The sequence below is a fragment of the Rhodococcus sp. KRD197 genome (genome assembly GCF_017168235.1).
GTDB lineage: Bacteria > Actinomycetota > Actinomycetes > Mycobacteriales > Mycobacteriaceae > Rhodococcoides.
This window is the reverse complement of record NZ_JABFAO010000001.1, coordinates 394,726-418,400: the sequence shown is the minus strand read 5'-3', so window position 1 is coordinate 418,400 and position 23,675 is coordinate 394,726. Positions and strand designations below refer to the sequence as shown.

The window sequence follows — 23,675 nt, the reverse complement described above, 5'->3', positions numbered from 1 at the left end:
GCCCGCCGCGCTCGGATCAGGGCAGCAGATTCTCGCGGGCTTTCTCCACGCCGCCGAGGACGAGTACCAGCATCGTCATCAGAGCTTCGTCGTCCAAGCCGCTGGCAGGAAATATGTAGCGCAGCAACACGTCGGCCATCTTCTCGTGCACGTTGATCGAGATGGACCCGAACTGGGACTCTGCGTTTCGGTCGGCGACCTTCTTGTGCAACGACGCCTTGAGCGGGCGATCCCAGGCAAGCACTGCCGTCAGGGACAGCACTTCCAAACCGGGTGAAAGTTCCAACGATCGCAGCGAGCACAGCGCGCCGGCGTAGTCGAAGCCGAGCGAACCTTCTTCTCCCACTGCGACGGTCGCGAACTGTGACAGCGCGACCTCTGCTCGAGACTGCAACGACATCTGCTCACTCATACTTGACTCCACCGAATCTGCGGTCTCGCGAGGCGTATTCGACGCATGCTTCCCACAGGTCCCGGCGGTCGAAGTCCGGAAAAAGCTTCTTCTGAAATACGAACTCCGCGTACGCCGATTGCCACAGTAGGAAGTTCGACGTCCGCTGCTCCCCCGACGGACGCAGGAACAGGTCGACATCGGGCATGTCCGCCTCGTCGAGATATTTCGCGACGGTCGCCTCGGTGATCTTCTCCGGATCGAGCTTGCCGGCAGCTGCCAGACGAGCGATTTCCTTGGTCGCGTCGGCGATTTCCGCGCGGCCACCGTAGTTGACACACATCGTCAGGGTCATGACGGTGTTCTTCTTCGTCAACTCCTCGGCGACCTCGAGCTCCTTGATGACACTGCGCCACAACCGCGGCCGACGCCCCGCCCACCGAACACGCACGCCCATCTCGTTCATTTCGTCTCGACGACGACGGATGACATCCCTGTTGAAGCCCATCAGGAACTTGACCTCATCGGGACTGCGCTTCCAATTCTCGGTAGAGAAGGCATACGCGGACAACCACTTCACGCCGATGTCGATGCACCCGCAAACGGTGTCCATGAGGACCGCCTCGCCGCGTTCGTGCCCGGCCGTGCGCGGCAGGCCACGGTCCTGAGCCCAGCGCCCGTTGCCATCCATCACCAACGCGACGTGACGCGGGATCAGTTCCGGTTGCAGGATCGGCGGACGAGCACCCGACGGATGTGGATCGGGAGGACGTACGGTCGCCCCTTCTTCAGGCTGGGTGCGCGGTTCGCGTCGTCGAATCACGTTCTTCATCCTGCCCGACGACGCCTTCGAGGACGGAAGCAGGCTTGCCCTCGTGCGGCTTGGCGCGCTCGATCAGCGGGAGTGTGCGGAGTTGTCGCTCGAGGTGCCACTGCAGATGAGCGGCGACGAGGCCGCTCGTCTGATTTCGCACCAGCGTCGATGTCGTCTCCGTGAACGCCCACTCACCACGCTCGAGCGCGATCATCAGATCGAGAACACCTGCCATCGGCGTGGCCGAACCCGGCGGCCGGCAATGCACACAGACCGATCCGCCCGCCGCGACATGGAACGCTCGGTGTGGTCCGGGTGCCGCGCAGCGTGCGCACTCGGTCAGTGCCGGCGCCCAGCCGGAAAAGCCCATCGCACGCAGCAGGAAGGCGTCGAGAACCAGTTCGGGAGGTCGAGTTCGCTCGCCCAGTGCACGCAGAGCACCGACCGTCAGTTGATGCAGGCGACGGGCCGGCGCGTGCTCCTCGCCCGCGAGCCGTTCCGATGTCTCGAGAACGGCGCACCCGGTGGTGTAGCAGCCGTAGTCGGTCACGATGTCGCCGCCGAAGGCATCGATCGTGTGCACCTGAGTGATGATGTCGAGGTTGCGCCCCGGATAGAGCAGAACATCGATGTGCGCGAAGGGTTCGAGCCGAGCACCGAACTTCGATTTGGTGCGGCGTACCCCTTTTGCGACGGCGCGGACGATGCCGTTGTCCCGGGTCAACAGCGTGACGATGCGATCGGCCTCGCCCAGCTTGTGCTGGCGCAGCACCACTGCGTTGTCCCGGTAGAGCCTCACCCGGTCCAGTCTTCCACGTCGTGGCCCCGGCACCGGCCCACCACACGGGCGTGCACGTCAGAAACCGAGCTTGCCCATCTGCTTGGGATCGGTCTGCCAGTCCTTGGCGATCTTGACGTGCAGGTCGAGGTAGATCCTGGTGCCCAGCAGCTTCTCGATCTGCAGTCGTGAGGCGGTACCCACTTCCTTGAGCCGGGACCCTCCCTTGCCGATGATGATCGCCTTCTGGCTGGACCGTTCGACGTACAGAATGGCGTGCACATCGAGCATGTTGTCGTGGCCCTCGCGGGGGGTGATTTCCTCGATGACGACGGCGAGCGAGTGCGGGAGTTCGTCTCGCACCCCTTCGAGTGCGGCCTCGCGAATGAGCTCGGCCATCAGGATCTCTTCGGGTTCGTCGGTGAGCTCGCCGTCCGGGTAGAACGCAGGCCCGGGTGGCAGTTCGGAGGCAAACAGATCGACGAGCTTTTCCACCTGCTCCCCGGATTCTGCGGATACGGGAATGACGTGGCAGTCGTCCCCGAGAAGCTTCGACAGTGCCATGAGCTGCTGCACCACGCGTTCCTTCTTGACCTTGTCGATCTTGGTGACGATGCCGATCAACGTGGTCTTGGGGGCAATGTGGCGCACCTGCTCGAGAATCCACCGATCCCCGGGGCCGATCTTCTCGTCCGCTGGGATGCACAACCCGATGATGTCGACCTCGGAATAGGTGTCCTGGACGAGGTCGTTGAGCCGCTGACCGAGCAGCGTCCTCGGGCGGTGCAGTCCCGGGGTGTCCACGAGAATCAGTTGCGCGTTCTCGCGGTGGACGATGCCGCGGATGGTGTGCCGTGTCGTCTGCGGCCGCGAGGACGTGATCGCGATCTTGGCTCCGACCAGCGCATTGGTCAGCGTCGACTTTCCGGTGTTCGGTCGACCCACGAAGCAGATGAATCCGGATCTGAAGTTCTCGTCACTCGATTCAGGCACCGAGTACCTCCCAGCTCTTCCCGCCGCGCCGCGCCGGGATCGTTGTCTTCGATGTGCCCGCGCGCTCACGCGTCACAGGTCGGTGCCTCGGGCGAATCCTGTCTTGCCGAGCAAACGGTTGTCGCGCGCAGCCTGAAGCTCCGCTTCCTCGGCGCGGCGCAGTTCCTCGTACCACTCCTCGAGGATGCGATTCTGCAGGGCGAACATTTCCTTCTCTTCGTCCGGCTCGGCGTGGTCGTAGCCGAGCAGGTGCAGCACACCGTGCACGGTCAGCAGCGCCAGTTCCTGTTCGAGCGGATGACCGGCGGCGGCGGCTTGATCCGCCGCGAACGACGGACACAGCACGATGTCACCGAGCATCGCTGGCCCAGGCTCCGGCGCGTCCGGTCGACCTCCGGGTTCGAGCTCGTCCATCGGGAACGACATCACGTCTGTCGGGCCCGGCAGATCCATCCATCGCATGTGCAGATCGGCCATGGTGGAGGAGTCGACCAGCACCATCGACAGCTCCGCCGCGGGGTGCACGTCCATGCTCGCAATCGCGAATCTGGCTACGCTCACCAATTCCGACTCGGAGACGTCCATCCCTGATTCGTTGGACACCTCGATACTCATCTGTTGCTCGTTCTCTCTCGGTTCTTGCGCGGCTTGGCAGATCGCCCTTGACTGTTCGGCGGAAATTCTATCGACGGGCCGAGCGCGGGCCGGAGCGTCGCTGCGCGCGATTGCCGACGGACACGTCGGTCTCTCGGGAGGACTCGAACCGCTCGTAGGCATCGACGATCTCCGATACCAACCGGTGGCGCACCACGTCACTGCTGGTCAAGTGCGCGAAATGGATATCATCCACATCGTCGAGGATCTCGCTTGCAGCGCGCAGCCCGGACCTCGAGCCGCCCGGAAGATCGACCTGAGTGACGTCACCGGTCACCACGATCTTCGAACCGAATCCGAGCCTGGTGAGGAACATCTTCATCTGTTCGGCAGTGGTGTTCTGGGCTTCGTCGAGGATGATGAAGGCATCGTTGAGGGTGCGGCCGCGCATGTACGCCAGCGGTGCCACCTCGATGACACCGGCCTGCATCAGCTTCGGAATGGCCTCGACGTCCATCATGTCGTGGAGCGCATCGTGCAGCGGCCGGAGATACGGATCGATCTTCTCGTGCAGAGTGCCGGGCAGGAAGCCCAGCCGCTCCCCCGCCTCCACCGCGGGCCGCGTCAGGATGATCCGGCTTACCTGTTTGGCCTGGAGCGCCTGAACCGCCTTGGCCATGGCGAGGTAGGTCTTCCCGGTACCGGCGGGGCCGATCCCGAACACGATGGTGTTGGTGTCGATAGCGTCGACGTACCGCTTCTGGTTCAGAGTTTTCGGACGAATGGTCTTGCCGCGACGCGAGAGAATGTCCAGGCTCAGCACCTCGGCCGGCGACTCGGACACACCCTCGGTGAGCATTGCCACAGTGCGCCGAACCGCATCGGGTGTCAGCGGCTGGGCACGCTTGACGACGGCGGCGAGCTCGGACACGACCCGCTCGGCCAGCGCAACGTCGGCCACCTTGCCACTCAACGTCACGGCGTTTCCGCGAACATGAATGTCGGCGCTCAGTACCTGCTCCAACGTGCGCAGATTTTCATCCGAGGCTCCCAGCAGCGGAAGAACCGCCGCGGGTGCCAGTTCCATGCTGGACCGAACCTCACGTTCGGCGGGAAGTTCGCTGTGTTCACTCACGTGGTGGCTATGGCCTGCTCTCGGTGTCGATAGTTCTTTTGTTCCAAAGTTTAACGCCCTCGCCGGCGAGCGCATTCCAATTACAGATCGACCGGCGACTGCCCCCAACGATCGGTGAGGACTCCGATCGCCCCGAGGGCCACAGCCCCGGCCGTGGACGTGCGCAGAACTGTGGGCCCCAACATCACCGGAGTCGCGCCGACCTCGGTCAGACGTGCGATTTCCCTGTCGTCGATGCCACCTTCGGGACCCACGACGAGCATCACTTCGTTCACCTCCGCGAACGGGAGGGACGCAAACCCTCGGGTGGCGGACTCGTGCAGCACGGCGACGATGCCGCCCCGAGCAACGATCGAGCCTGCAAGCGCCACGACTGCCGCTGTGTCGTGCAGATCGTCCACCTCGGGCACGAATGGTCGACGCGATTGCTTGGCGGCAGCAGCAGCGACTCCGCGCCACCGGGACACACCCTTGATCGCTTTCGCGCCCTCCCAGCGAGCCACGCACCGTGCGGATTGCCACGGGACGATTGCGTCGACACCTGCTTCGGTGGCGAGCTCGACCGACAGCTCGGAGCGATCCGCCTTGGGCAGCGCCTGGACGAGAGTGACCGTCGGGGTGGGTCGAGCAACCACGGACCTCGACGTCACCGCCAACTCCAGCCGGTCGCGCTCGACGCTGGTGACGACGGTGTCCGCAAGCGAGCCGGAGCCGTCGGAGAGCACCAATCGCTCACCGACGCGTATGCGGCGCACCGTGGCAGCGTGGTGCCCTTCCTTGCCGTCGAGCACGGCAGTGCCGCCCACGTCCGGCAGCGGATTGAGATAGAAGACGGTCGCCGCCATCGTCAGCGACCGCTGAACGCTTCCCGCAACCTGGAGAACAGACCGCCGCTGTGCTGCGAGCCCGTGGTGACCACTTCGGCCGCGTCGCGATCACGCAGACGCTTGAGGTCTTCCAGCAGCTGGGTCTGCTTGCTGTCCAGCCGCGAAGGTACGACCACTTCGAGGTGTGCGTGCAGATCGCCCCGAACACCCGAGCGCAACCTCGGCATACCGTGTCCGCGCAGAACTGCCACGGCACCCGGCTGGGTTCCCTGATCCACTGAGATCTCGGTGGGTCCGTCGATGATTGCATCCACGGAGACCGAAGTGCCGAGCGCGGCGTCGACCATCGGGACCCGGATGGTGCAGTGCAGGTCGTCTCCGTCGCGGACGAAGACCTCGTGCGGCTGCTCGACGATTTCGACGTACAGATCGCCCGCCGGTCCGCCACCCGGTCCGACCTCGCCCTGCGAGGCCAGACGGATCCGCATGCCACTGCTGACACCGACGGGCACCTTGACGGCGATCTCGCGACGAGACCGCACACGGCCGTCGCCACCGCACTTGCGGCAGGGGTCGGGAATCGTTTCACCGGCACCACGGCACGTCGGGCACGGCCGCGATGTCATGACCTGCCCGAGGAAGGAACGCTGAACCGACTGAACCTCTCCGGCTCCGCCGCAGGTGTCACAGCGAACCGGTTCCGAATCACCATTTGTGCCCGCGCCCGTGCACACATCGCAGAGAATCGCGGTGTCGACCGTGATCTGCTTGGTCACTCCGCTCGCGCATTCGTCGAGTGTCAGTTTCGTGCGCAGCAACGAGTCGGCCCCGGGTTGCACGCGTCCACGCGGACCACGCGTGCCGCCTCCCCCGCCGCCGCCGAAGAACGCTTCGAACACGTCTCCGAGACCGCCACCGAATCCGGCGTTGCCGAACCCGGCGCCACCGCCGCCGCCCTGCTGCAGTGGATCGCCACCGAGGTCGACGATGCGCCGCTTCTCCGGATCCGAGAGCACCTCGTATGCGGTCGAGATCTCCTTGAAGCGGGCTTGAGCAGTCTCGTCTGGGTTTACATCGGGGTGGAGTTCACGGGCGAGCTTGCGGTATGCGCGCTTGATCTCCTGGTCGGTCGCCTTCTGACCGACCCCGAGCGTTGCGTAGTAATCCCGTGCCACTTGTCGTCTCTTCCGTCCATGTCGTTCCAACATCCTGGTGGATCGTCTGCGCGCCGCGAGCTACTCCCGTAGTGCCTTGCGGCGTGTGTGTGAGGCCCTCAGCGTTCGGCGAGAACCTCACCGATGTATCTCGCAACGGCTGCGACCGATGCAATTGTTCCTGGGTAGTCCATTCGTGTGGGCCCGAGGACGCCCATTCCTCCCAGCACCATGCCAGCCGAACCGTATCCGGTGGAAATCATCGAGGCTCCGCGCATCTCCTCGACCTGGGTTTCCTCGCCGATTCGCACGGTCACCGTGCGCGTGTCCTGTGTCACAGCAAGCAGTTTCAGGACCACGACTTGCTCCTCGAGCGCTTCCAGCACGGCTCGCAACGAACCGGGGAAACCAGCGTCGCCGGCGAAGTCCGCGGCATTGCGGGTGAGATTGGCCGTGCCACCGAGAACGAGACGTTCCTCCGGGTGCTCGACGAGTGATTCGATCAACACCGTCGCCGACCTGATCATCGCGTCACGCAGGGACGGCGGTGCATTCTCGGCCAATTCGGCCACGGCAGCCGATGCTGCCGCGAGACGCTTTCCCTCGAGCGCGCCCCCGAGCAGTCGGCGCAGCTGCGACAGGTCTTCATCGTCGATGACGTCACCGAGTTCGACGATGCGTTGATCGACGCGGCCGGAATCGGTGATCAGGACCATCAGCAGTCGCGCAGGTGTGAGTGCCACGATCTCGAGGTGGCGGACCGACGAGACCGACAGCGTCGGATACTGGACCACGGCCACCTGACGTGTCAGCTGCGCCAACAGGCGAACACCGCGTCGCAACACATCGTCCAGGTCGACGCCGTTCTCGAGGAACTCGAGAATCGCACGACGTTCTGGACCCGACAGCGGCTTGACGTCGGCGATGCGGTCGACGAACTGCCGATAGCCCTTGTCGGTGGGGACCCGACCCGAACTGGTGTGGGGTTGGGCGATGTAGCCCTCGGCTTCGAGTACTGCCATGTCGTTTCGAACCGTGGCACTGGATACGCCGAGATTGTGTCGCTCGACCAGCGCGCGGGAGCCGACCGGTTCCTGTGTAGAGACGTAGTCCGCAACGATCGCGCGCAAAATCTCGAATCGTCTGTCTTCGGTGCTAGACAACTTCCGTCCCCTCCGATCCTCCCGTGCGGGCAGCTACGACGCCGCCACTATCGATCCATCGCTCGAGTCTAGTAGCCGCCGCACGATCACCGCCGAAAGGCCTTACTGTGGTCCGGTGGCCAACTCGACTTCGACGACGTACGACACATGATCTTCAAGGGTGTCAGGGACGGAAAGCCGTATCCGGATCACGGGCTCTCACTTCGAGACTGGGCCAGGATCCCGCCGCGTCAACTGCGTCTGGACGAGATCGTGACGACGACCAAGGTGCTCGAACTCGACCGGCTGCTCTCCGAGGATTCGACGTTCTACGGCGACCTGTTTCCGCATGCCGTGCACTACCGCGGAGTGGTTTATCTCGAGGACGGTCTGCACCGAGCCGTGCGGGCAGCGCTGCGCAGTCGGACTGTTCTGCATGCCCGCGTGTTCGATTACGACCTCCTCGGCGCCTGATCCCCTCCCCCGCCGAGATCGAAGTTGTGTAGCAATTCGGCGCGTTTTCGGTGCACAACCTCGATCTCGGCGGAACTAGGTCGCAATAGAGCGCACGATGGCGTCGGCGAGCAGGCGTCCGCGATCGGTCAGAACGAAGCGGTCCCCCTCAGCTGTCATCAGCCCATCGGCCACCACCTGCTCGGCGGCACGACGTTCGCTGTCGTCGAGAACCGCCGCCGGTAGCCCGGTCCGCAGCCGGATCCTGAGCATGAGCTCCTCGAGGTGCCGATCCTCCGCGGTGAGCAGTTCACTGCCCGCCACCGGGAACTCACCCGCCGCCAACTTCTCGGCATATCGAGCAGGATGCTTGACGTTCCAGAACCGCGTGCCACCGATGTGACTGTGCGCACCGGGGCCGGCACCCCACCAGTCACCGCCGTCCCAGTAGCCGACATTGTGCTTGCACTCGGCAGCTGAGTTCGTGGCCCAGTTCGACACCTCGTACCAGTGCAGACCCGCGCGTGCGAGCACCTCGTCGATGCGCTCGTACCTGCTTGCCAGCACGTCGTCGTCGGGCATGGGCAGTTCACCGCGCCGGACCTTACGAGCCATTGCGGTGCCGTCCTCGACGATGAGCGCGTACGCCGACACGTGATCGACGCCCGCATCCAAGACAGCGTCGAGCGACCGGTCGAGATCCTCCGGACGTTCTCCAGGAGTTCCGTAGATCAAATCGAGGTTGACGTGATCGAAGCCTGCAGAACGCGCCTCCTTCGCTGCCTCGACGGCGCGTCCCGGTGTGTGCGTGCGATCGAGGACGGCAAGCACATGAGGCGCTGCCGACTGCATACCGAGGGAAATCCTTGTGAAACCGGCGCTGCGCAGGCGCTCGAAGAATGCCGGGGAGGTCGATTCCGGGTTCGATTCCGTCGTCACCTCGGCGCTCTCGCTCAGTCCGACGCTCTCGCGAACGGCGTCGAGTACATCGGCCAAGCCATCCCCGCCGAGCAGCGACGGGGTTCCGCCGCCGACGAACACCGTGTCCGCGGTCGGGACTCGCCCGCCGCGCTGCTCCATCAACGACGCCGCGGCGTCGAGCTCGCGGCGCAATCCCTCGAGCCACGACTGCGGGGAGGCGGACGTGCCCAGCTCACCGGCGGTGTAGGTGTTGAAGTCGCAGTACCCACATCGGGTGGCACAGAACGGCACGTGCACGTAGATCCCGAACGGACGCTGTCCGAGCCCCTCGAACGCCTCGTCGGGCAGATCGAGCGTCTTCGATGGCTGCGCGTCGAGAAGGTTCACCGGATCAGTCTCCCAGAGCGCGCGCCTCTCCCGCGCCGTGCGGCCGTCCTCGGCTCTGCCAGCCTATTTACCGAAAAAATGGGGTAAATAGGCTCCCCGGGTCGGACCAGGGCCGATGCCATGGCACAATGGTCGCCGTGACCGACTTCGGGATTAGACTTGTGGCGCGACGCCACGTCGATCTCAAGCGTGTCTGCAGCTCGTCGTGTCGATGCCGAATGAGCCTGTAGCCGAGCTTCGCGCCCGGCCCGCTCGATTCCGACCCCCTCAGAACCAACATCCGTCCGGATGCGTGTGCGAGTGATGAGTCTCATGCCCGCTCGACCGCGCGGAAGTACCCAAGATGCAGGAGCTACAGATGTCGTCGACCACCGACGCCTCCCAAGAAGCCGTAGAGGCGCCCGTCGCCCGTCGCGAGCGGACCGCACGGCCGACGAAACGCCGCGCCGAAGGCCAGTGGGCGCTCGGCTACCGAGAGCCCCTGAACGCCAACGAGCAGTCCAAGAAGGACGACAATCCGCTCAACGTGCGCGCCCGGATCGAGAACATCTACTCCAAACAGGGCTTCGACAGCATCGACAAGGGCGACCTGCGCGGCCGCTTCCGCTGGTGGGGCCTCTACACCCAGCGCGAGCAGGGGTACGACGGCACGTTCACGGGCGATGAGAACATCGACCTGCTCGAAGCCAAGTACTTCATGATGCGCATCCGCTGCGACGCCGGAGCGCTGAACATCGAACAGTTCCGCACCCTCGCGGGTATCTCACAGGAGTTCGCGCGTGACACCGCGGACCTGTCGGATCGCGAGAACGTGCAGTACCACTGGATCGAGGTGGAGAACGTTCCCGAGATCTGGCGCCGCATCGAAGCCGTCGGCCTGAAGACGACGGAAGCATGCGGCGACTGCCCCCGCGTCGTCCTCGGATCGCCACTGGCCGGCGAGGCTGTCGACGAGATACTCGACCCGACCCCAGCCATCGACCAGATCGTCGAGCGCTACATCGGCAAGCCCGAATACTCGAATCTGCCGCGCAAGTTCAAGACGGCCATCTCCGGTTTGCAGGACGTGGTACACGAGATCAACGACGTCGCATTCATCGGAGTGAACCATCCCGAACACGGCCCCGGGCTGGACCTTTGGGTCGGCGGCGGCTTGTCCACCAACCCGATGCTCGCGCAGCGCGTCGGGGTCTGGGTGCCACTCGAGGACGTGCCCGACGTGTGGGAAGGCGTCGTGTCGATCTTCCGGGACTACGGCTACCGTCGCCTGCGCACCAAGGCACGCCTGAAGTTCCTGATCAAGGATTGGGGCATCGAGAAGTTTCGGCAGGTACTCGAGGACGAGTACCTGCACCGCAAGCTGATCGACGGGCCCGCGCCCGAAAAGCCCGCTCGGCCACGTGATCACGTGGGCGTCCAGAAGCTCAAGAACGGCCTCAATGCCGTCGGTGTCGCCCCGATTGCGGGTCGGATATCGGGCACGATCATGGCCAAGATCGCCGACGCCGCCGAGAAAGCCGGCTCGGACCGCCTGCGCTTCACTCCGTATCAGAAGTTGATCGTGCTCGACGTTGCCGACGACAAGCTCGAAGAGCTCATCGCCGACCTGGATGCGCTGGGCCTGCCCGCTCGCCCGTCGCACTGGCGAAAGAATCTGATGGCGTGCAGTGGAATCGAGTTCTGCAAGCTCTCGTTCGCCGAAACCCGCAAGCGCTCGCAGGTCCTCGTTCCCGACCTCGAACAGCGCCTGGCAGATATCAACAACCAACTCGACGTACCGGTGACCATCAACATCAACGGGTGCCCCAACTCCTGCGCGCGGTCGCAGATCGCCGACATCGGATTCAAGGGCCAACTGGTCGACGACGGCGACGGGAATCAAGTCGAGGGCTTCCAGGTTCACTTGGGTGGCAGCCTCGGCCTGGACAGTGCGTTCGGCCGAAAGCTGCGACAGCACAAGGTGAACAGCACCGAGCTCGGTGACTACATCGAACGTGTGGTGCGCAATTTCGTCAAGAACAAGGACGAGGACGAGCGGTTCGCGCAATGGGCAGTACGAGCAGACGAGGCGGATTTGCGATGAACGCACAGAGTTCGACACGGATGGACCTCTCGGTGGAGGAACTGAAGGCGATCGCCGAACGAGGCGCCCGCGACCTGGACGGAGCCGGCGCGATCGACTTGTTGGAGTGGACCGAACGCGAGTTCGGTAAGCACTTCATCGTCGCGTCCAACATGCAAGATGCGGTGCTGGTTCACCTTGCCGCCCAAGTACATCCGGGCGTCGACGTCTTGTTCCTCGACACCGGCTACCACTTCGCCGAGACCATCGGAACTCGCGACGCCGTCGAGGCCGTCTACGGCGTCAACATCGTCAACGCACGCGCCGAACAGACCGTCGCCCAGCAGGACGTGACAGAGGGCAAAGACCTGTTCGCACGCGAGCCCAACCGCTGCTGCGCGCTACGCAAGGTCGCCCCCTTGAAGAAGGAACTGGCGAACTACAGCGCCTGGGTCACGGGCATCCGCCGCGTCGAAGCACCCACGCGCGCCAACGCGCCTCTCATCTCCTTCGACGACGCATTCGGGCTCGTGAAGATCAACCCGATCGCAGCCTGGTCGGATGACGACATGCAGCGCTATATCGACGAGCACTCCATTCTCGTCAACCCCCTCGTCGACGAGGGGTATCCATCGATCGGGTGCGCTCCGTGCACCGTCAAGCCAGCCCCCGGCGCCGATCCGCGCAGCGGCCGATGGGCCGGCAAAGCCAAGACCGAATGCGGATTGCACGCATCATGACAGTGGAAACGGACATCACCGTGACGACATCGACAGCGATCGACCCAGCGAGAACCCAGACACCAACGAACGGGGCGACTGTGACGACGGCAGGGCGGACCCTTCTCGACAGCGACCGCTTCGACACCCTCGACGCGCTCGAGTCCGAGGCCATCCACATCTTTCGCGAGGTGGCGGGCGAGTTCGAGCGCCCTGTCATCCTGTTCTCGGGCGGCAAGGATTCGACGGTGCTCCTGCACCTGGCCATCAAGGCGTTCTGGCCGGCTCCGCTGCCGTTCGCGCTCCTGCACGTCGACACCGGCCACAACCTGCAAGAAGTACTGGACTTCCGAGACCACGTCGTGGCGAAGTACAACCTGCGCCTCCATGTGGCCAAGGTCGAGGACTACCTCGCCGACGGTCGACTCACCGAACGTCCCGACGGCATTCGCAACCCACTTCAGACGGTTCCACTGCTCGACGCCATCTCGGAGAACCGTTTCGACGCCGTCTTCGGCGGCGCTCGCCGCGACGAGGAACGCGCACGCGCCAAGGAGCGAATCTTTTCCTTGCGCAATGCTTTCGGTCAGTGGGATCCGAAGAAGCAGCGCCCAGAACTGTGGAACCTGTACAACGGTAAGCACTCCCCCGGCGAGCAGGTGCGTGTCTTCCCGCTCAGCAACTTCACCGAACTCGACATCTGGCGCTACATCGCTCGCGACAACGTCGAACTCGCCAGCATCTACTACGCGCACCAGCGCCCCGTGTATCAACGCGACGGCATGTGGATGACCCCCGGCGTCTGGGGTGGTCCGACCGAATCGGAAGACCTGCAGACACTGTCCGTCCGCTACCGCACCGTCGGCGACGGCTCCACCACCGGAGCTGTCCTGTCCGAGGCCGCCGACAACGAAGCCATCCTCGCCGAGGTCGCTGCGTCCAGGCTCACCGAACGTGGAGCCACCCGAGGCGACGACCGCGTCTCCGAGGCTGCCATGGAAGACCGCAAGCGCGAAGGATACTTCTGATGAGCATTTCAACTTCTGCCCCCTCGCGTCATTCCGCAGGCTCACAGCTTCTGCGCTTGGCTACCGCCGGCAGTGTGGACGACGGCAAGTCCACCCTCGTCGGCCGCCTGCTGTACGACACCAAATCGGTTCTCGCCGACCAGATCGACGCCGTCACACGTGCATCCGTCGACCGAGGACTGAGCACTCCGGACCTGTCGCTGTTGGTCGACGGTCTGCGCGCCGAACGCGAACAGGGCATCACGATCGACGTGGCCTACCGGTACTTCGCCACTCCCGCAAGATCGTTCGTACTCGCCGACACTCCGGGCCACGTGCAGTACACCCGTAACACGGTCTCCGGCGCGTCTACGGCCCAGCTGGTGATTCTCCTGGTCGACGCCCGGAAGGGTGTCATCACTCAGACTCGACGACACGCCGCCGTGCTGGCGCTCCTCGGTGTACCCAGGCTGGTCTTGGCCGTCAACAAGATCGACCTCGTCGAGGACCCGGCTCGGGTGTTCGCCGACATCTCCGCCGAATTCAACTCGCTCACCTCGTCCCTCGGCTGGGCCACCGAAGACGTCATCGAAATCCCTGTGTCGGCCCTGCACGGCGACAACGTCGCGGTCCGTTCCACCAACACCCCGTACTACGACGGGCCCACCCTCATCGAGCACCTGGAGTCGGTGCCGGTGGACGCCGAACCGCACCGTGTGGGTCTGCGTTTCCCGGTGCAGTACGTCATCCGTCCGCGCACTGCAGACTTCCCCGACTACCGCGGGTACGCGGGCCAGGTGGCCGCGGGAACCGTCTCCCCCGGTGACGAGGTTCTCGTCCTCCCGTCGGGAACACGCACGACGGTCGAACGCATCGACACCGCCGACGGCGAACTCGGCACGGCAAGTGCCGGCCGGAGCGTCACCCTCATCCTGGCCGACGACGTCGACGTCTCGCGCGGCGACACCATCGTCTCTCCCTCCGATGCCCCGGAACCAATCGGTGAATTCGAGGCCACGGTCTGCTGGCTCGCCGAAAAGCCTCTGCGCCCCGGTGCACGGCTGCTCCTCAAGCACGGAACGCGAACCACCCAGGCCATCGTGGGTTCTCTCGTAGAAAAGTTCGACGAGCAGAACCTCACCGCTGAGCCGTCACCGGAGTCGTTGGAGCTCAACGACATCGGCCGGATATCGGTGCGTGTCGCGGAACCGATCGTCGCCGACGACTATGCCGTCAACCGTCACACCGGCAGCTTCCTGCTCATCGACCCGGCAGGCGGAAACACTTTGGCCGCCGGTCTCGTCGGCGACGCCCTCTCGGCCGTCGAGCTCGGTATCCCAGAAGCCGGCACTGCAGAATCCGGTACTGCAGAGCCTGTATGAGCACTCTGATCGCCGTCGCCCATGGCAGTCGTGATCCGCGTTCGGCGCGGACCGTTGCCACCGTCGTCGATCGGATCCGTGCACGTAGGCCCGATCTGGACGTGCGGGTGGCGTTTCTGGACTTGACCGAGCCGAGCGTCGAGGACGTTGTCGACGACGTCGTGGCTGGGGGCGCCGAGGCGGCTGTGATCGTCCCGCTGCTACTCGGAAGCGCGTTCCATGCGCGTGTGGATCTGCCGGCGATTGTCGACGCGGCGCGTCGACGGCACCCGCGGTCGACCTTCGTACAGAGCGAGGTTCTCGGCGATGATCGGCTTCTGGTGGATGCCCTTCGTGACCGAATACAGGAAGCGGGTGTCGAGTCGGACGATCCAGGTATCGGTGTCGCCGTCGCCGCCGTCGGATCATCGAGTGCAGCCGCCAACCTCCGCGCATGCGCGCTCGCCGAACGCGTCCGGTTCGGAACGTCATGGAGAGCTGCCGTGACGTGTTTCGCCACGGCGCCGAGTCCGGGCCCCGCCGAGTCGCTCACGCGGTTGAGAGCGGCGGGGGCTCGCACGCTCGTCGTCGCGCCGTGGTTCCTCGCGCCCGGTCTGTTGACCGACCGCGTGTCCGGTGCCATCGATACCTACACCCGCGACGCACCTCTCACCGAAGTGCGTCTGGCCGGCGTTCTCGGGGACCATGCCCTCGTGGCCGAGGTGGTATCCAATCGCTACGACGCCGCAGCGCGTCGATTGCACACACGGCGATCCGCCTGATCGAGTCCGATCTCGAGCTCGCAGTCAGTGTTCGTCCGCCGCGGAGGCAGCCTCTCCGAAGAAGGGCACCGGCCCGTCGACCACCAAACGCACGGTGGAACCGATCGCGATGGAGCCGCTTCCGGTGACCCATGAGGTCACCGAGTCACCGGTCACAACGTGTCGAGAGGTGACAAGCGTGTAAGGACCGGCGAACTCTGTTGCGACGACGTGGAAGCTCCCGTTCGGGTCGATGACCGGCTCGAGCTGCTCCGGCCGCACCAGCACCTGACCTTGCCCTGCAGCGCTCCCGACGACGGCGATGGTTCCGAGTATGGTTTCGGCCGCGGCCCCTGTGCGGTCCGCGTCGAGGAGGATCGATTCACCGACGAACCTACCGACTTCGATGGAACTCGGCAGGCGGTACAGCTGCTCCGGAGTGGCAGTCTGTGCAGCGCGGCCACCGAGCAGCACAGTGACGCGGTCTGCGGTGGTCATCGCCTCGGCGCGATCGTGCGTCACCAGAAGCGCGGGTGTCTTGCTCTCTTTCAGCAATGCGCGGACCTCTTGGCGGATTCCCACACGGAGTCCTGGATCGAGCGAGGCGAACGGCTCGTCCATCAGAATCACCGCGGGCTTCGGTGCGAGGGCGCGGGCCAGCGCGATACGTTGCTGCTGCCCGCCCGACATCTCGCTGGGCCTGGCATCGGTTGCCCCCGGCAACCCCACGAGCTCGAGCATGGCCTCGACCCGTGCACGCCGTTGTTTTCGATCCCCGATCCTCTTGTGCGGGAACGCTTTCACCAAGCCGAAGCCGATATTCTCCCCGACGCTCAGATGCGGAAACAGCCCACCTTCCTGAGGCATCAGACCGATGTTGCGATCCTCGGGAGCAATGTGGATCGATGTCGGCTCCGCCAACACACGTTCGTCGAGTTCCACTCGGCCTCGATCGATGCGGTGCAATCCCGCAATCGACCGCAGCAGGGTGGTTTTTCCGCAACCGGAAGGGCCGAGGATGGCGAGCATTTCCCCCGCAGCGAGATCCAGATCGACACCGGAGAGAACCTCCCGGGCGCCGTAGGACGCGACCAGTCCGCGTACCGACAGCCCGTTCACAGCTGACCCGCCGGTACTGCAGCCACGTGACGCCGACGAATGGCACGATCGAGAACGAACGTCGGAACGGCGGAGACGAGAATGAGAGCGAATGCATAGGGTGCGGCTTCGCCGTACTTGAAAACCTGTGTGGTCGACCATAGTTCGGTGGCCAAGGTATCTACACCTCGTGGACGCAACAGCAACGTCGCCGGCAGTTCCTTGGCGACCGTGAGGAACACCAGGGCCCCGCCCGCGGCGATTCCGGGCAGTGCGATAGGAAGGGTCACTCTCAGATCCGTTCTGGTACGGGAGCTTCCGAGCGAGCGCGAGACATCCTCGAGCACGAGGGGGCTCGCAGCGATTGCCGCTCGCGCAGAGCCGACGGCCAAGGGAAGGAACAGCACAGCGTAGGCCAGAACGAGCAGTGCCGCGGTCTGGTAGATCGACGGCAGAAAGCGAATGCCCAGAAACACCACGGCCAACCCGACGGTGATCCCCGGCAGACCGTGCGCAACGAAAGTGGACACCTCCGCGGCGCGTGCGAGTGGTGAGGTGGATCGGGCCGCGTATAGCGCGACGGGCAGGGCGATGATCACCACGAAAATGGCAGCGAAGGTAGAGAACCGCAGTGTCGCGAGCGTGGTCTCCAGCACGTCCCCCCAATCGATGGTGAAGCGCAACGAACGAACGAGCCAGCGAACGAGGCCGAGCAGCGGAACTGCGACCGCCATGGCGAACAGAACCGCGATCGCCGCAAGCGCGGGCAGCGTCCATCGCCCGAGCATGACCGGCTCCGCGGACCGCGGTGCGCCGGAACCGACCCGCGCGGTGGCTCCTCTTCGGGCGCGTCGTTCAGCGAGTGTCAGAACGAGGGCCATCAGCACGAGAACGGCACCGAGCACCGACGCCGCGGTTCGATCCAGACCGCCGCGATAGGCGCTGTAGATGCCCAGCGTGAAGGCGTCGTAGCGCATGAGGGCGACGGCCCCGAAGTCACTGATCGTGTAGAGCGAGACCAACAGCGCTCCCGCAGCTGCCGACGGTACGACGTGGCGTGCTTCCACCGTCAGAGCCGTACGGAGCGCGCTGCGGCCCAGCGTCCTCGACACCTCGGCTCGGCCCGGATCGGCCGAGGCGAACGCCGCCGCGACCGGGAGCATGACGAGCGGAAAACACGACATCGTCAACACCAGCGCAGCTCCCGCGAATCCGGCGAGCGCCGGGAATTCTGCTATCCACACGTACCCGGAGACGTAGGACGGTATGGCGAGTGGCGCGGTCAGTGCGATCGCGAAGAACGAGCGCCCCGGGAGATCGGTGCGCGTCACCGCCCACGCGGCGAGCATCCCCAGCACGAGACAGGCGATCGCGACCACCGATGTCAATGCCACCGTACGCAGAGCGAGGTCCGCTGTGCGCTGCCGAAAGAGCAGGCGCGCAGCCTTGTCCACCCCGCCGTCCAAGGATCGAATTCCGAGGTATACCAGTGGAGTCAGCGCACCCAGCGCTACGAGGGACGCGGCAACCGCCAGCAACGGACGGCCGCGAAACTGTGGACCCAACTAGATCATTCCGACCTCGGTGAGCAGCTTCTGGGTCTCCTCGAGCGAGGCCAGCTGGCCCAGGTCGATATCCGAGGCGCCGAGCTCGGTGAGCGGCGGCAGGTCGTAGTCGGATGTGACACCGTCGATGACCGGGTACTCGGCTGTCTCGTTCGCGAAGTACATCTGCGATTCCTCGGTCAGCAGCGACCGTACGAAATCCTGCGCAGCTTCTTGGTTGTCCGAGGCCGCGAGCACGCCGGCGCCGGCGACGTTGACCAGCGCACCGGGATCACCGGGCTCGAAGTAGTGCAGCTCGATGGGTGCGTCGTCTCCGTTCTCTGCCTTGAACGGGTACCAGTAGTAGTGGTTGGTGAGCCCGGCGGCGACCTGGCCGTCGTTGACCGCGGTCATCAGCGGGCCATTGCCCTCGAATGCCACCGGTTCGTTGGCGGCGAATGCCTCGAGCCACTCGCGGGCGCCGTCCTCACCGCGTTGCACTCGAAGCGCAGTGACGAAGGACTGGAACGAGGCGTTCGTCGGTGCATAGCCGACCTGTCCGCGCCAGCGTGGGTCCAGCAGTCCGTCGATGCCGGTCGGCAGGTCCGCGGCCTCTACCTCGTCGGAGTTGTAGGCGAGTACGCGGGCGCGCGCCGAGGTGGCGACCCAGGTGCCGTCCGCGCCGCGGTACTGCTCGGGAACGAGCTCGAGGATGTCCTGCGGCAATGGCGCCAGTAGGCCGGCCTCGTCGAGTGCGCCCAGTGCGCCCGCGTCCTGGCCGTAGAACACGTCGGCCGGCGTCGCATCGCCCTCTTCGAGGATTTTGGCGGCCTGGGCGTTGGTGTTTCCGGAGTAGTCGACCTCGATCTCGCCACCGATTCGTTCGATGAGCGGGTCGACGAGATCCTCGTCGCGGCCGGAGTACACGACAACGGTGGACTCGGCTTCGGATGCCTCGGTCGCTTCGGAATCGGTGGACGAAGAACTGCAGGCGACCAGGCCTACGGCGAGGGTTGCACTGCACGAGAGCAGAGCCAGACGACGGGTGAGGTTCACGATTCTCCTGAAGGTCGAAAAGAAACCGACATAACAGAGAAAACATACACCCTTAGGCCAGCCTCAACTACATTGCCCTACCCTCAGTTCGATTCCGTCGAGCCACTGGGCGCAGCGATCCTGGGAATCCGCGTCGCTCGCACGTACACCGTGTCACCTGGATTCAACTGCAGTGCCTCACTGTCTCCGCGAGTGATCTGCGCGGTGAACTGTTCGCCTGTCGCCGAGTTCTCGAGCTCCACCTTCACCTCGAATCCGAGGTGAACGACGCGTTCGACGACGGCGCGGGTGACCCCGGCCGATCCCGCCGTGCCGTTCTCCTCCGCGAGCGCGAGCGAAGGATCGCGGCCCACCCGGATATCGTGCGGGCGCACGAGCAACCCGTTCAACCTGGCGACCTGCCCGAGAAACGACATCACGAAGTCGTTTCCCGGACGGTCGTAGAGATCCTCCGGTGTACCGACCTGCTCGATTCGTCCCTTGTTGAGCACGGCGATGCGGTCGGCCACGTCCAGAGCTTCCTCCTGGTCATGTGTGACGAGAACCGTGGTGACATGCACTTCGTCGTGCAGGCGGCGCAACCAGCTGCGCAGATCCTCGCGGACCTTGGCATCGAGGGCGCCGAAGGGCTCGTCCAGAAGCAGAACCTGTGGGTCGACAGCGAGGGCCCGCGCCAGCGCCATACGTTGGCGCTGGCCACCGGACAGCTGCGCCGGAAAGCGGGCCTGAAATCCGGCTAGACCGACGATTTCCAACAGCTCGTCGACCTTGCGCTTGATCTCGGCCTTCGGCCGCTTTCTGATCTTGAGGCCGAATGCCACGTTGTCGCGCACGCTCAGGTGTTTGAAGGCCGCATAATGCTGGAAGACGAACCCGATCTCGCGGCGTTGCGGACTGATCCAGGTCACATCCTGTCCCGCCAAGATCACCTGTCCGGAATCGAGTTGCTCGAGGCCTGCTATCGACCGGAGCAGCGTGGACTTACCGGAGCCGCTGGGCCCGAGCAGCGCAGTCAGTGACCCCTTCGGGATGTCGATGCTGACATTGTCGAGGGCCGCGAAATCGCCGTAGTTCTTGTTGGCGCCGACGACCGAGATCTCGATCTCGCCGGAGGTTCGTGCGGTCATTGATTCGTCCTCTTCTTGTCGAGGGCAGTCATCAGCAGCAACACGATGACGGCGATGGCCATGAGCAGGGTGGACGCGGCATACGCCCCCTGCTGGTTGAAGTCCTCGTACCGCGAGCTGACCAGGAGCGTCAGCGTCTGCGATATCCCGGGCAGGTTGGTCGAGACCATGATGACGGCGCCGAACTCGCCGAGCGAACGAGCCACCGTCAGGACGATTCCGTAGGTCAGACCCCATCGAATAGCGGGGAGGGTGATGCGGAAGAACGTCTGCAACGAGGATGCGCCGAGTGTCGAGGCCGCCTCTTCTTGCTCCTCGCCGATCTCGTACAACACGGGTTCGACTTCACGAACGACGAACGGAAGGGTGACGAAGATGGTGGCGATCACCATGCCGGGCAGCGCGAAAATGACCGTGAAGCCAAGGCTCTCGAGCCCCCCGAACCACCCGTTCGCACCCCACAGCAAGATCAGTGCGACGCCGATGACGATGGGCGACACCGCGAACGGCAGGTCGACGATGGCCTCGACGATGCCTTTGCCCCGGAACCGACCTCGCACGAGCGCCAGCGCGGTGATGACCCCGAAAACCACATTGAGGGGCACGACGATCGCGACGATCAGGAGCGAGAGCTGCAGCGCCGATTGCGCCGCCGGGGTCGTGATCAGACCCCAGAACTCCAGGAAACCGTTCTCGAACGTGCGGTAGAGGATGGCGCCGAGCGGAAACAGCACCAGCACGGCGAGATACAGCAGCGCGGCCGCGCGCAGGGAAAGCTTGACCGGCAATCCGATCTTCATCGAATCTGCTCCTCTCGGCGAGCCAGACGATTGCCGACGATGCGAAGGACGAAGAGCACGACGAAAGCCAACGCAAGCAACACCACTGAGATGGCTGCCGCTTCCGTCGCCTGGTCGTACTCGATCAGTTCCCGGATGTACTGCGACGCGATCTGTGTTTCTCCGGGAATATTGCCGCCGATGAGGACCACCGATCCGAACTCACCGATGGCCCGGGCGAACGCCAACCCGGCACCGCTGAGGATGGCGGGCAAGAGGACCGGCAGCACGATCGACCGGAAGATGGTCCAGTTGTTCGCCCCCAGCGACGCGGCTGCCTCCTCGACCTCGCGGTCGAGTTCGATGAGCACAGGCTGCACCGCACGCACCACGAACGGCAGGGTCACGAAGAGCAGGGCTACCACAACAGCCGGCTTGGTGGCGTTGAAGACCAGACCGATCGGACTACCCGGACCGTACAGAGACAACAGGACCAGACTCGCCACGATGGTCGGCAGCGCGAACGGGAGATCGATGATCGCGTTGACGAACCGCTTACCGGGAAACTCGTCACGCACGAGCACCCACGCGATGAGCGTGCCGAACACGAGGTTGATCACGGCTGCAGCGGCCGACACCTCCAGTGTCACCTTGAACGTCGCGAGCGCGCGGGGGGATGTCACTGCGTCCCAGAATCCACCGAGACCGGCGTCGAACGAGGTGACCGTCAGCGCCGCGAGCGGCAGCAGAACGATGACGCTCAGCCACAGAACCGCGACGCCGAGACCGAGCGGACCCACCGAACCCGGCCCGCGGAATTTGCGCCCCGTCGTCGGCGCGGGGTGCCGATTTTTCGGTTCAGTGGCCATCAGCGGGTGCTTTCTTCGTAAATGACCGTGATGGCCCCGTTCTCGCCGAACAGTTCGTCGTCGATCGTCGTCCAGCCGCCGAGATCGTCGATCGTGTACAGGTTCTCCGGGGTGTGGAAGATGTCGGAGTACTCCGCTGCGATGGCGGGGTCGACGGGCCGAAAGCCGGAGTCGGCCCAAACTCGCTGACCCTGCTCGGTGTAAAGGTAGTCGTTGAGTTCGTTGGCCTTGTCGAGTTGGGAACTCGTGTTCACCACCGCCACCGGGTTGTCGATTCTGAACGTGTCCGCGAGGTCGACATGTTCGACATTCTGGCCCATCTCCTCGATCAGGAGGGCTTCGTTCTCATAGCTCAACAGCACATCTCCCTGCCCCTGCAGAAATGCCTCCGTTGCGGCGCGGCCGGATTCGGGTTGCACCGGGAAATGCTCGTACACCAATTCCTCGACGTACGCCAGACCCGCTGCTCGGTCCTGCCCGCCGTTGCTCTTGGCGGCGTACGGGGCGAGCAGATTCCATTTGGCCGATCCGGAGCTCAGTGGGCTGGGGCTGATCACCTCGATGCCCGGCTCGAGCAGATCGTCCCACGTCTGTATGTTCTTGGGGTTGCCCTCGCGGACCACCAACGTCACCACGGATCCGAAAGGTACTCCGCCGTAGGCATTCTGGTTCCAGTCCTCGTCCACCTTCCCGGCGTCGACCAGGCGGGTCATATCGGGCTCGACCGAGAAGTTGACAATGTCGGCGGGCGCACCGTCGACGACCTTGCGCGACTGATTTCCGGACGGTCCGTAGTCGCCGTTGATCGAGCTTTCTTCGCTGTCCCCACCGGCACCGAACGCCACGGCGATCGCGTCCCACCCGTTCTTCGGCACCGCATAGGCGACCAGAATCAGACCCTCACCGTCGCTTGTCGGCGATTCTCCGCCCACGACGTCACTCGAACCTCCCGCACACGCGCCGAGAACGAGGCTGCATACAACGGCGATCGTGGTGACCAGGTATCGAGAGTTGCGCCTCATCGAGAAGTGCCTTTCGTCATCGGAAGTGAACTACGATCGAAGCAGAGCACATCGGCACCCTGCATCATTCGATTTCCGAGCGCACCGGTGCGACCTCGCGCGAAGCGTGTTGCATGCGAGGCGCAGATCGATGCCGGACCGGTCACGGTGCGCGTTTCACGTCGGAGACGGGGCAGCGTGGCCTGGTGGGCAGCCGGGCGCTAGGAGATGGATCGACAACAGTCGATATCAGCAACCGCGAGCATGCCGACTGCGATCAACGCCAGTTCATGGCGGACCCGGTAGGCGGCAGCGGCAGACACGGAGCAAAATCTAGCAGAGTGGCGCGGCCGGACCCAATCACGCTGCCGACGAACCGCTCGCGCTACCGGGTGAAGAACCAGGCGAGCACGACGAGCACGAGCAGTGCGATCAGCGCGAGGGTGACTCTCGACTTGGGCATCAGCGACCTTCCGTAGGCGGTACGTCAGATGCGGGCGAGACCGCATCGCTCTCGGGGCGCGCATCGCGTCCGAGAACGCGGAGAATTTCGGCCAGCACGTGATCGAACAATCGGGACAAACCGAAGGCGATGGGAACCACCACGAGAAGCACGACGATCGACTGCGGGATGAAAGGCAGCCCGATGATCCACAGTTCCACCCCGTCCCACCACGTCGCGATCGCATTCACGCTCTCACC

General features: G+C 64.5%; 25 protein-coding genes. 6 read left to right on the top strand and 19 right to left on the bottom strand.

Annotated elements, in window-relative coordinates:
* Nucleotides 1-16: 16 nt before the first annotated feature.
* The 9 genes from J1M86_RS01940 to hrcA all read right to left on the bottom strand — a co-directional run bounded on the left by J1M86_RS01940 (nt 17) and on the right by hrcA (nt 7,849).
* Nucleotides 17-412 (bottom strand): hypothetical protein, encoded by a 396-nt coding sequence (locus tag J1M86_RS01940; protein ID WP_075840423.1) that lies wholly within the window; start codon nt 410-412, stop codon nt 17-19.
* On the bottom strand, nt 405-1,223 hold the full coding sequence (locus J1M86_RS01935) for an isoprenyl transferase (RefSeq protein WP_075840422.1): 819 nt from the start codon (nt 1,221-1,223) through the stop codon (nt 405-407). The genes J1M86_RS01940 and J1M86_RS01935 overlap by 8 nt, the downstream gene beginning before the upstream one ends.
* A complete protein-coding gene (gene recO / locus J1M86_RS01930) occupies nt 1,180-2,004 on the bottom strand; it encodes a DNA repair protein RecO (protein WP_206508596.1) in 825 nt (274 codons plus the stop codon). The genes J1M86_RS01935 and recO overlap by 44 nt, the downstream gene beginning before the upstream one ends.
* 57 nt (nt 2,005-2,061) lie before the next feature.
* Nucleotides 2,062-2,976, bottom strand: coding sequence for a GTPase Era (gene era / locus J1M86_RS01925; RefSeq protein WP_075840420.1), 915 nt, complete (start codon nt 2,974-2,976; stop codon nt 2,062-2,064).
* Nucleotides 2,977-3,048: 72 nt separating this feature from the next.
* Complete coding sequence (gene ybeY, locus J1M86_RS01920; protein ID WP_075840419.1) at nt 3,049-3,591, bottom strand: rRNA maturation RNase YbeY; 543 nt, start codon at nt 3,589-3,591, stop codon at nt 3,049-3,051.
* A gap of 67 nt (nt 3,592-3,658) precedes the next feature.
* Nucleotides 3,659-4,657 (bottom strand): PhoH family protein, encoded by a 999-nt coding sequence (locus J1M86_RS01915; RefSeq protein WP_230555720.1) that lies wholly within the window; start codon nt 4,655-4,657, stop codon nt 3,659-3,661.
* Between the two features lie 128 nt (nt 4,658-4,785).
* Entirely contained in the window at nt 4,786-5,550 is a 765-nt protein-coding gene (locus J1M86_RS01910) for a 16S rRNA (uracil(1498)-N(3))-methyltransferase (RefSeq protein ID WP_206508594.1), read from the bottom strand.
* Nucleotides 5,551-5,552: 2 nt separating this feature from the next.
* Entirely contained in the window at nt 5,553-6,707 is a 1,155-nt protein-coding gene (gene dnaJ, locus J1M86_RS01905; RefSeq protein WP_075840417.1) for a molecular chaperone DnaJ, read from the bottom strand.
* 98 nt (nt 6,708-6,805) lie between these two features.
* On the bottom strand, nt 6,806-7,849 hold the full coding sequence (gene hrcA / locus J1M86_RS01900) for a heat-inducible transcriptional repressor HrcA (RefSeq protein WP_206508593.1): 1,044 nt from the start codon (nt 7,847-7,849) through the stop codon (nt 6,806-6,808).
* Between the two features lie 147 nt (nt 7,850-7,996).
* Between hrcA and J1M86_RS01895 the strand changes: the two genes are divergently transcribed.
* Complete coding sequence (locus J1M86_RS01895) at nt 7,997-8,302, top strand: type II toxin-antitoxin system VapB family antitoxin (protein ID WP_075840416.1); 306 nt, start codon at nt 7,997-7,999, stop codon at nt 8,300-8,302.
* A gap of 75 nt (nt 8,303-8,377) precedes the next feature.
* On the opposite strand, the gene hemW is transcribed toward J1M86_RS01895, so the two are convergent.
* Complete coding sequence (gene hemW, locus J1M86_RS01890; RefSeq protein WP_206508592.1) at nt 8,378-9,589, bottom strand: radical SAM family heme chaperone HemW; 1,212 nt, start codon at nt 9,587-9,589, stop codon at nt 8,378-8,380.
* A 358-nt stretch (nt 9,590-9,947) separates the two neighbouring features.
* On the opposite strand from hemW, the gene J1M86_RS01885 reads away from it, so the two are divergent.
* Genes J1M86_RS01885 through J1M86_RS01865 form a run of 5 tightly spaced genes read left to right on the top strand, consistent with a single transcriptional unit; the run spans nt 9,948 to nt 15,520 of the window.
* Nucleotides 9,948-11,672 carry a nitrite/sulfite reductase gene (locus J1M86_RS01885; RefSeq protein ID WP_206508591.1) on the top strand — a complete coding sequence of 575 codons (1,725 nt, stop codon included), beginning with the start codon at nt 9,948-9,950 and terminating at the stop codon, nt 11,670-11,672.
* The gene (locus tag J1M86_RS01880) at nt 11,669-12,391 is read left to right on the top strand and encodes a phosphoadenylyl-sulfate reductase (protein ID WP_206508590.1); all 723 of its coding nucleotides are present in this window, start codon (nt 11,669-11,671) and stop codon (nt 12,389-12,391) included. The genes J1M86_RS01885 and J1M86_RS01880 overlap by 4 nt, the downstream gene beginning before the upstream one ends.
* Nucleotides 12,388-13,398, top strand: coding sequence for a sulfate adenylyltransferase subunit CysD (gene cysD / locus J1M86_RS01875; protein ID WP_230555627.1), 1,011 nt, complete (start codon nt 12,388-12,390; stop codon nt 13,396-13,398). The genes J1M86_RS01880 and cysD overlap by 4 nt, the downstream gene beginning before the upstream one ends.
* Complete coding sequence (locus J1M86_RS01870; RefSeq protein ID WP_206508589.1) at nt 13,398-14,759, top strand: sulfate adenylyltransferase subunit 1; 1,362 nt, start codon at nt 13,398-13,400, stop codon at nt 14,757-14,759. The genes cysD and J1M86_RS01870 overlap by 1 nt, the downstream gene beginning before the upstream one ends.
* The gene (locus J1M86_RS01865) at nt 14,756-15,520 is read left to right on the top strand and encodes a sirohydrochlorin chelatase (RefSeq protein WP_206508588.1); all 765 of its coding nucleotides are present in this window, start codon (nt 14,756-14,758) and stop codon (nt 15,518-15,520) included. Before J1M86_RS01870 ends, J1M86_RS01865 begins: the two co-directional genes overlap by 4 nt.
* 24 nt (nt 15,521-15,544) lie before the next feature.
* Here J1M86_RS01865 and J1M86_RS01860 read toward each other — a convergent pair whose 3' ends face one another.
* From J1M86_RS01860 to J1M86_RS01825, 9 genes are all read right to left on the bottom strand, one after another.
* A complete protein-coding gene (locus J1M86_RS01860; protein WP_206508679.1) occupies nt 15,545-16,618 on the bottom strand; it encodes an ABC transporter ATP-binding protein in 1,074 nt (357 codons plus the stop codon).
* Nucleotides 16,615-18,162: an iron ABC transporter permease gene (locus J1M86_RS01855; protein WP_241259413.1), complete on the bottom strand. Its 1,548-nt coding sequence runs from the start codon at nt 18,160-18,162 to the stop codon at nt 16,615-16,617. The genes J1M86_RS01860 and J1M86_RS01855 overlap by 4 nt, the downstream gene beginning before the upstream one ends.
* A complete protein-coding gene (locus tag J1M86_RS01850; protein ID WP_206508587.1) occupies nt 18,163-19,197 on the bottom strand; it encodes an iron ABC transporter substrate-binding protein in 1,035 nt (344 codons plus the stop codon).
* An 83-nt stretch (nt 19,198-19,280) separates the two neighbouring features.
* Complete coding sequence (locus J1M86_RS01845; RefSeq protein WP_075840410.1) at nt 19,281-20,324, bottom strand: sulfate/molybdate ABC transporter ATP-binding protein; 1,044 nt, start codon at nt 20,322-20,324, stop codon at nt 19,281-19,283.
* On the bottom strand, nt 20,321-21,124 hold the full coding sequence (cysW, locus tag J1M86_RS01840; protein ID WP_075840409.1) for a sulfate ABC transporter permease subunit CysW: 804 nt from the start codon (nt 21,122-21,124) through the stop codon (nt 20,321-20,323). The genes J1M86_RS01845 and cysW overlap by 4 nt, the downstream gene beginning before the upstream one ends.
* The gene (cysT, locus tag J1M86_RS01835) at nt 21,121-21,972 is read right to left on the bottom strand and encodes a sulfate ABC transporter permease subunit CysT (RefSeq protein ID WP_206508586.1); all 852 of its coding nucleotides are present in this window, start codon (nt 21,970-21,972) and stop codon (nt 21,121-21,123) included. Before cysT ends, cysW begins: the two co-directional genes overlap by 4 nt.
* Nucleotides 21,972-22,994: an extracellular solute-binding protein gene (locus tag J1M86_RS01830; protein WP_206508585.1), complete on the bottom strand. Its 1,023-nt coding sequence runs from the start codon at nt 22,992-22,994 to the stop codon at nt 21,972-21,974. The genes cysT and J1M86_RS01830 overlap by 1 nt, the downstream gene beginning before the upstream one ends.
* Nucleotides 22,995-23,194: 200 nt before the next feature.
* Complete coding sequence (locus J1M86_RS26960) at nt 23,195-23,296, bottom strand: Ms4533A family Cys-rich leader peptide (protein ID WP_331284340.1); 102 nt, start codon at nt 23,294-23,296, stop codon at nt 23,195-23,197.
* Nucleotides 23,297-23,435: 139 nt separating this feature from the next.
* Nucleotides 23,436-23,666 carry a hypothetical protein gene (locus tag J1M86_RS01825; RefSeq protein ID WP_075840404.1) on the bottom strand — a complete coding sequence of 77 codons (231 nt, stop codon included), beginning with the start codon at nt 23,664-23,666 and terminating at the stop codon, nt 23,436-23,438.
* Nucleotides 23,667-23,675 lie beyond the last annotated feature (9 nt).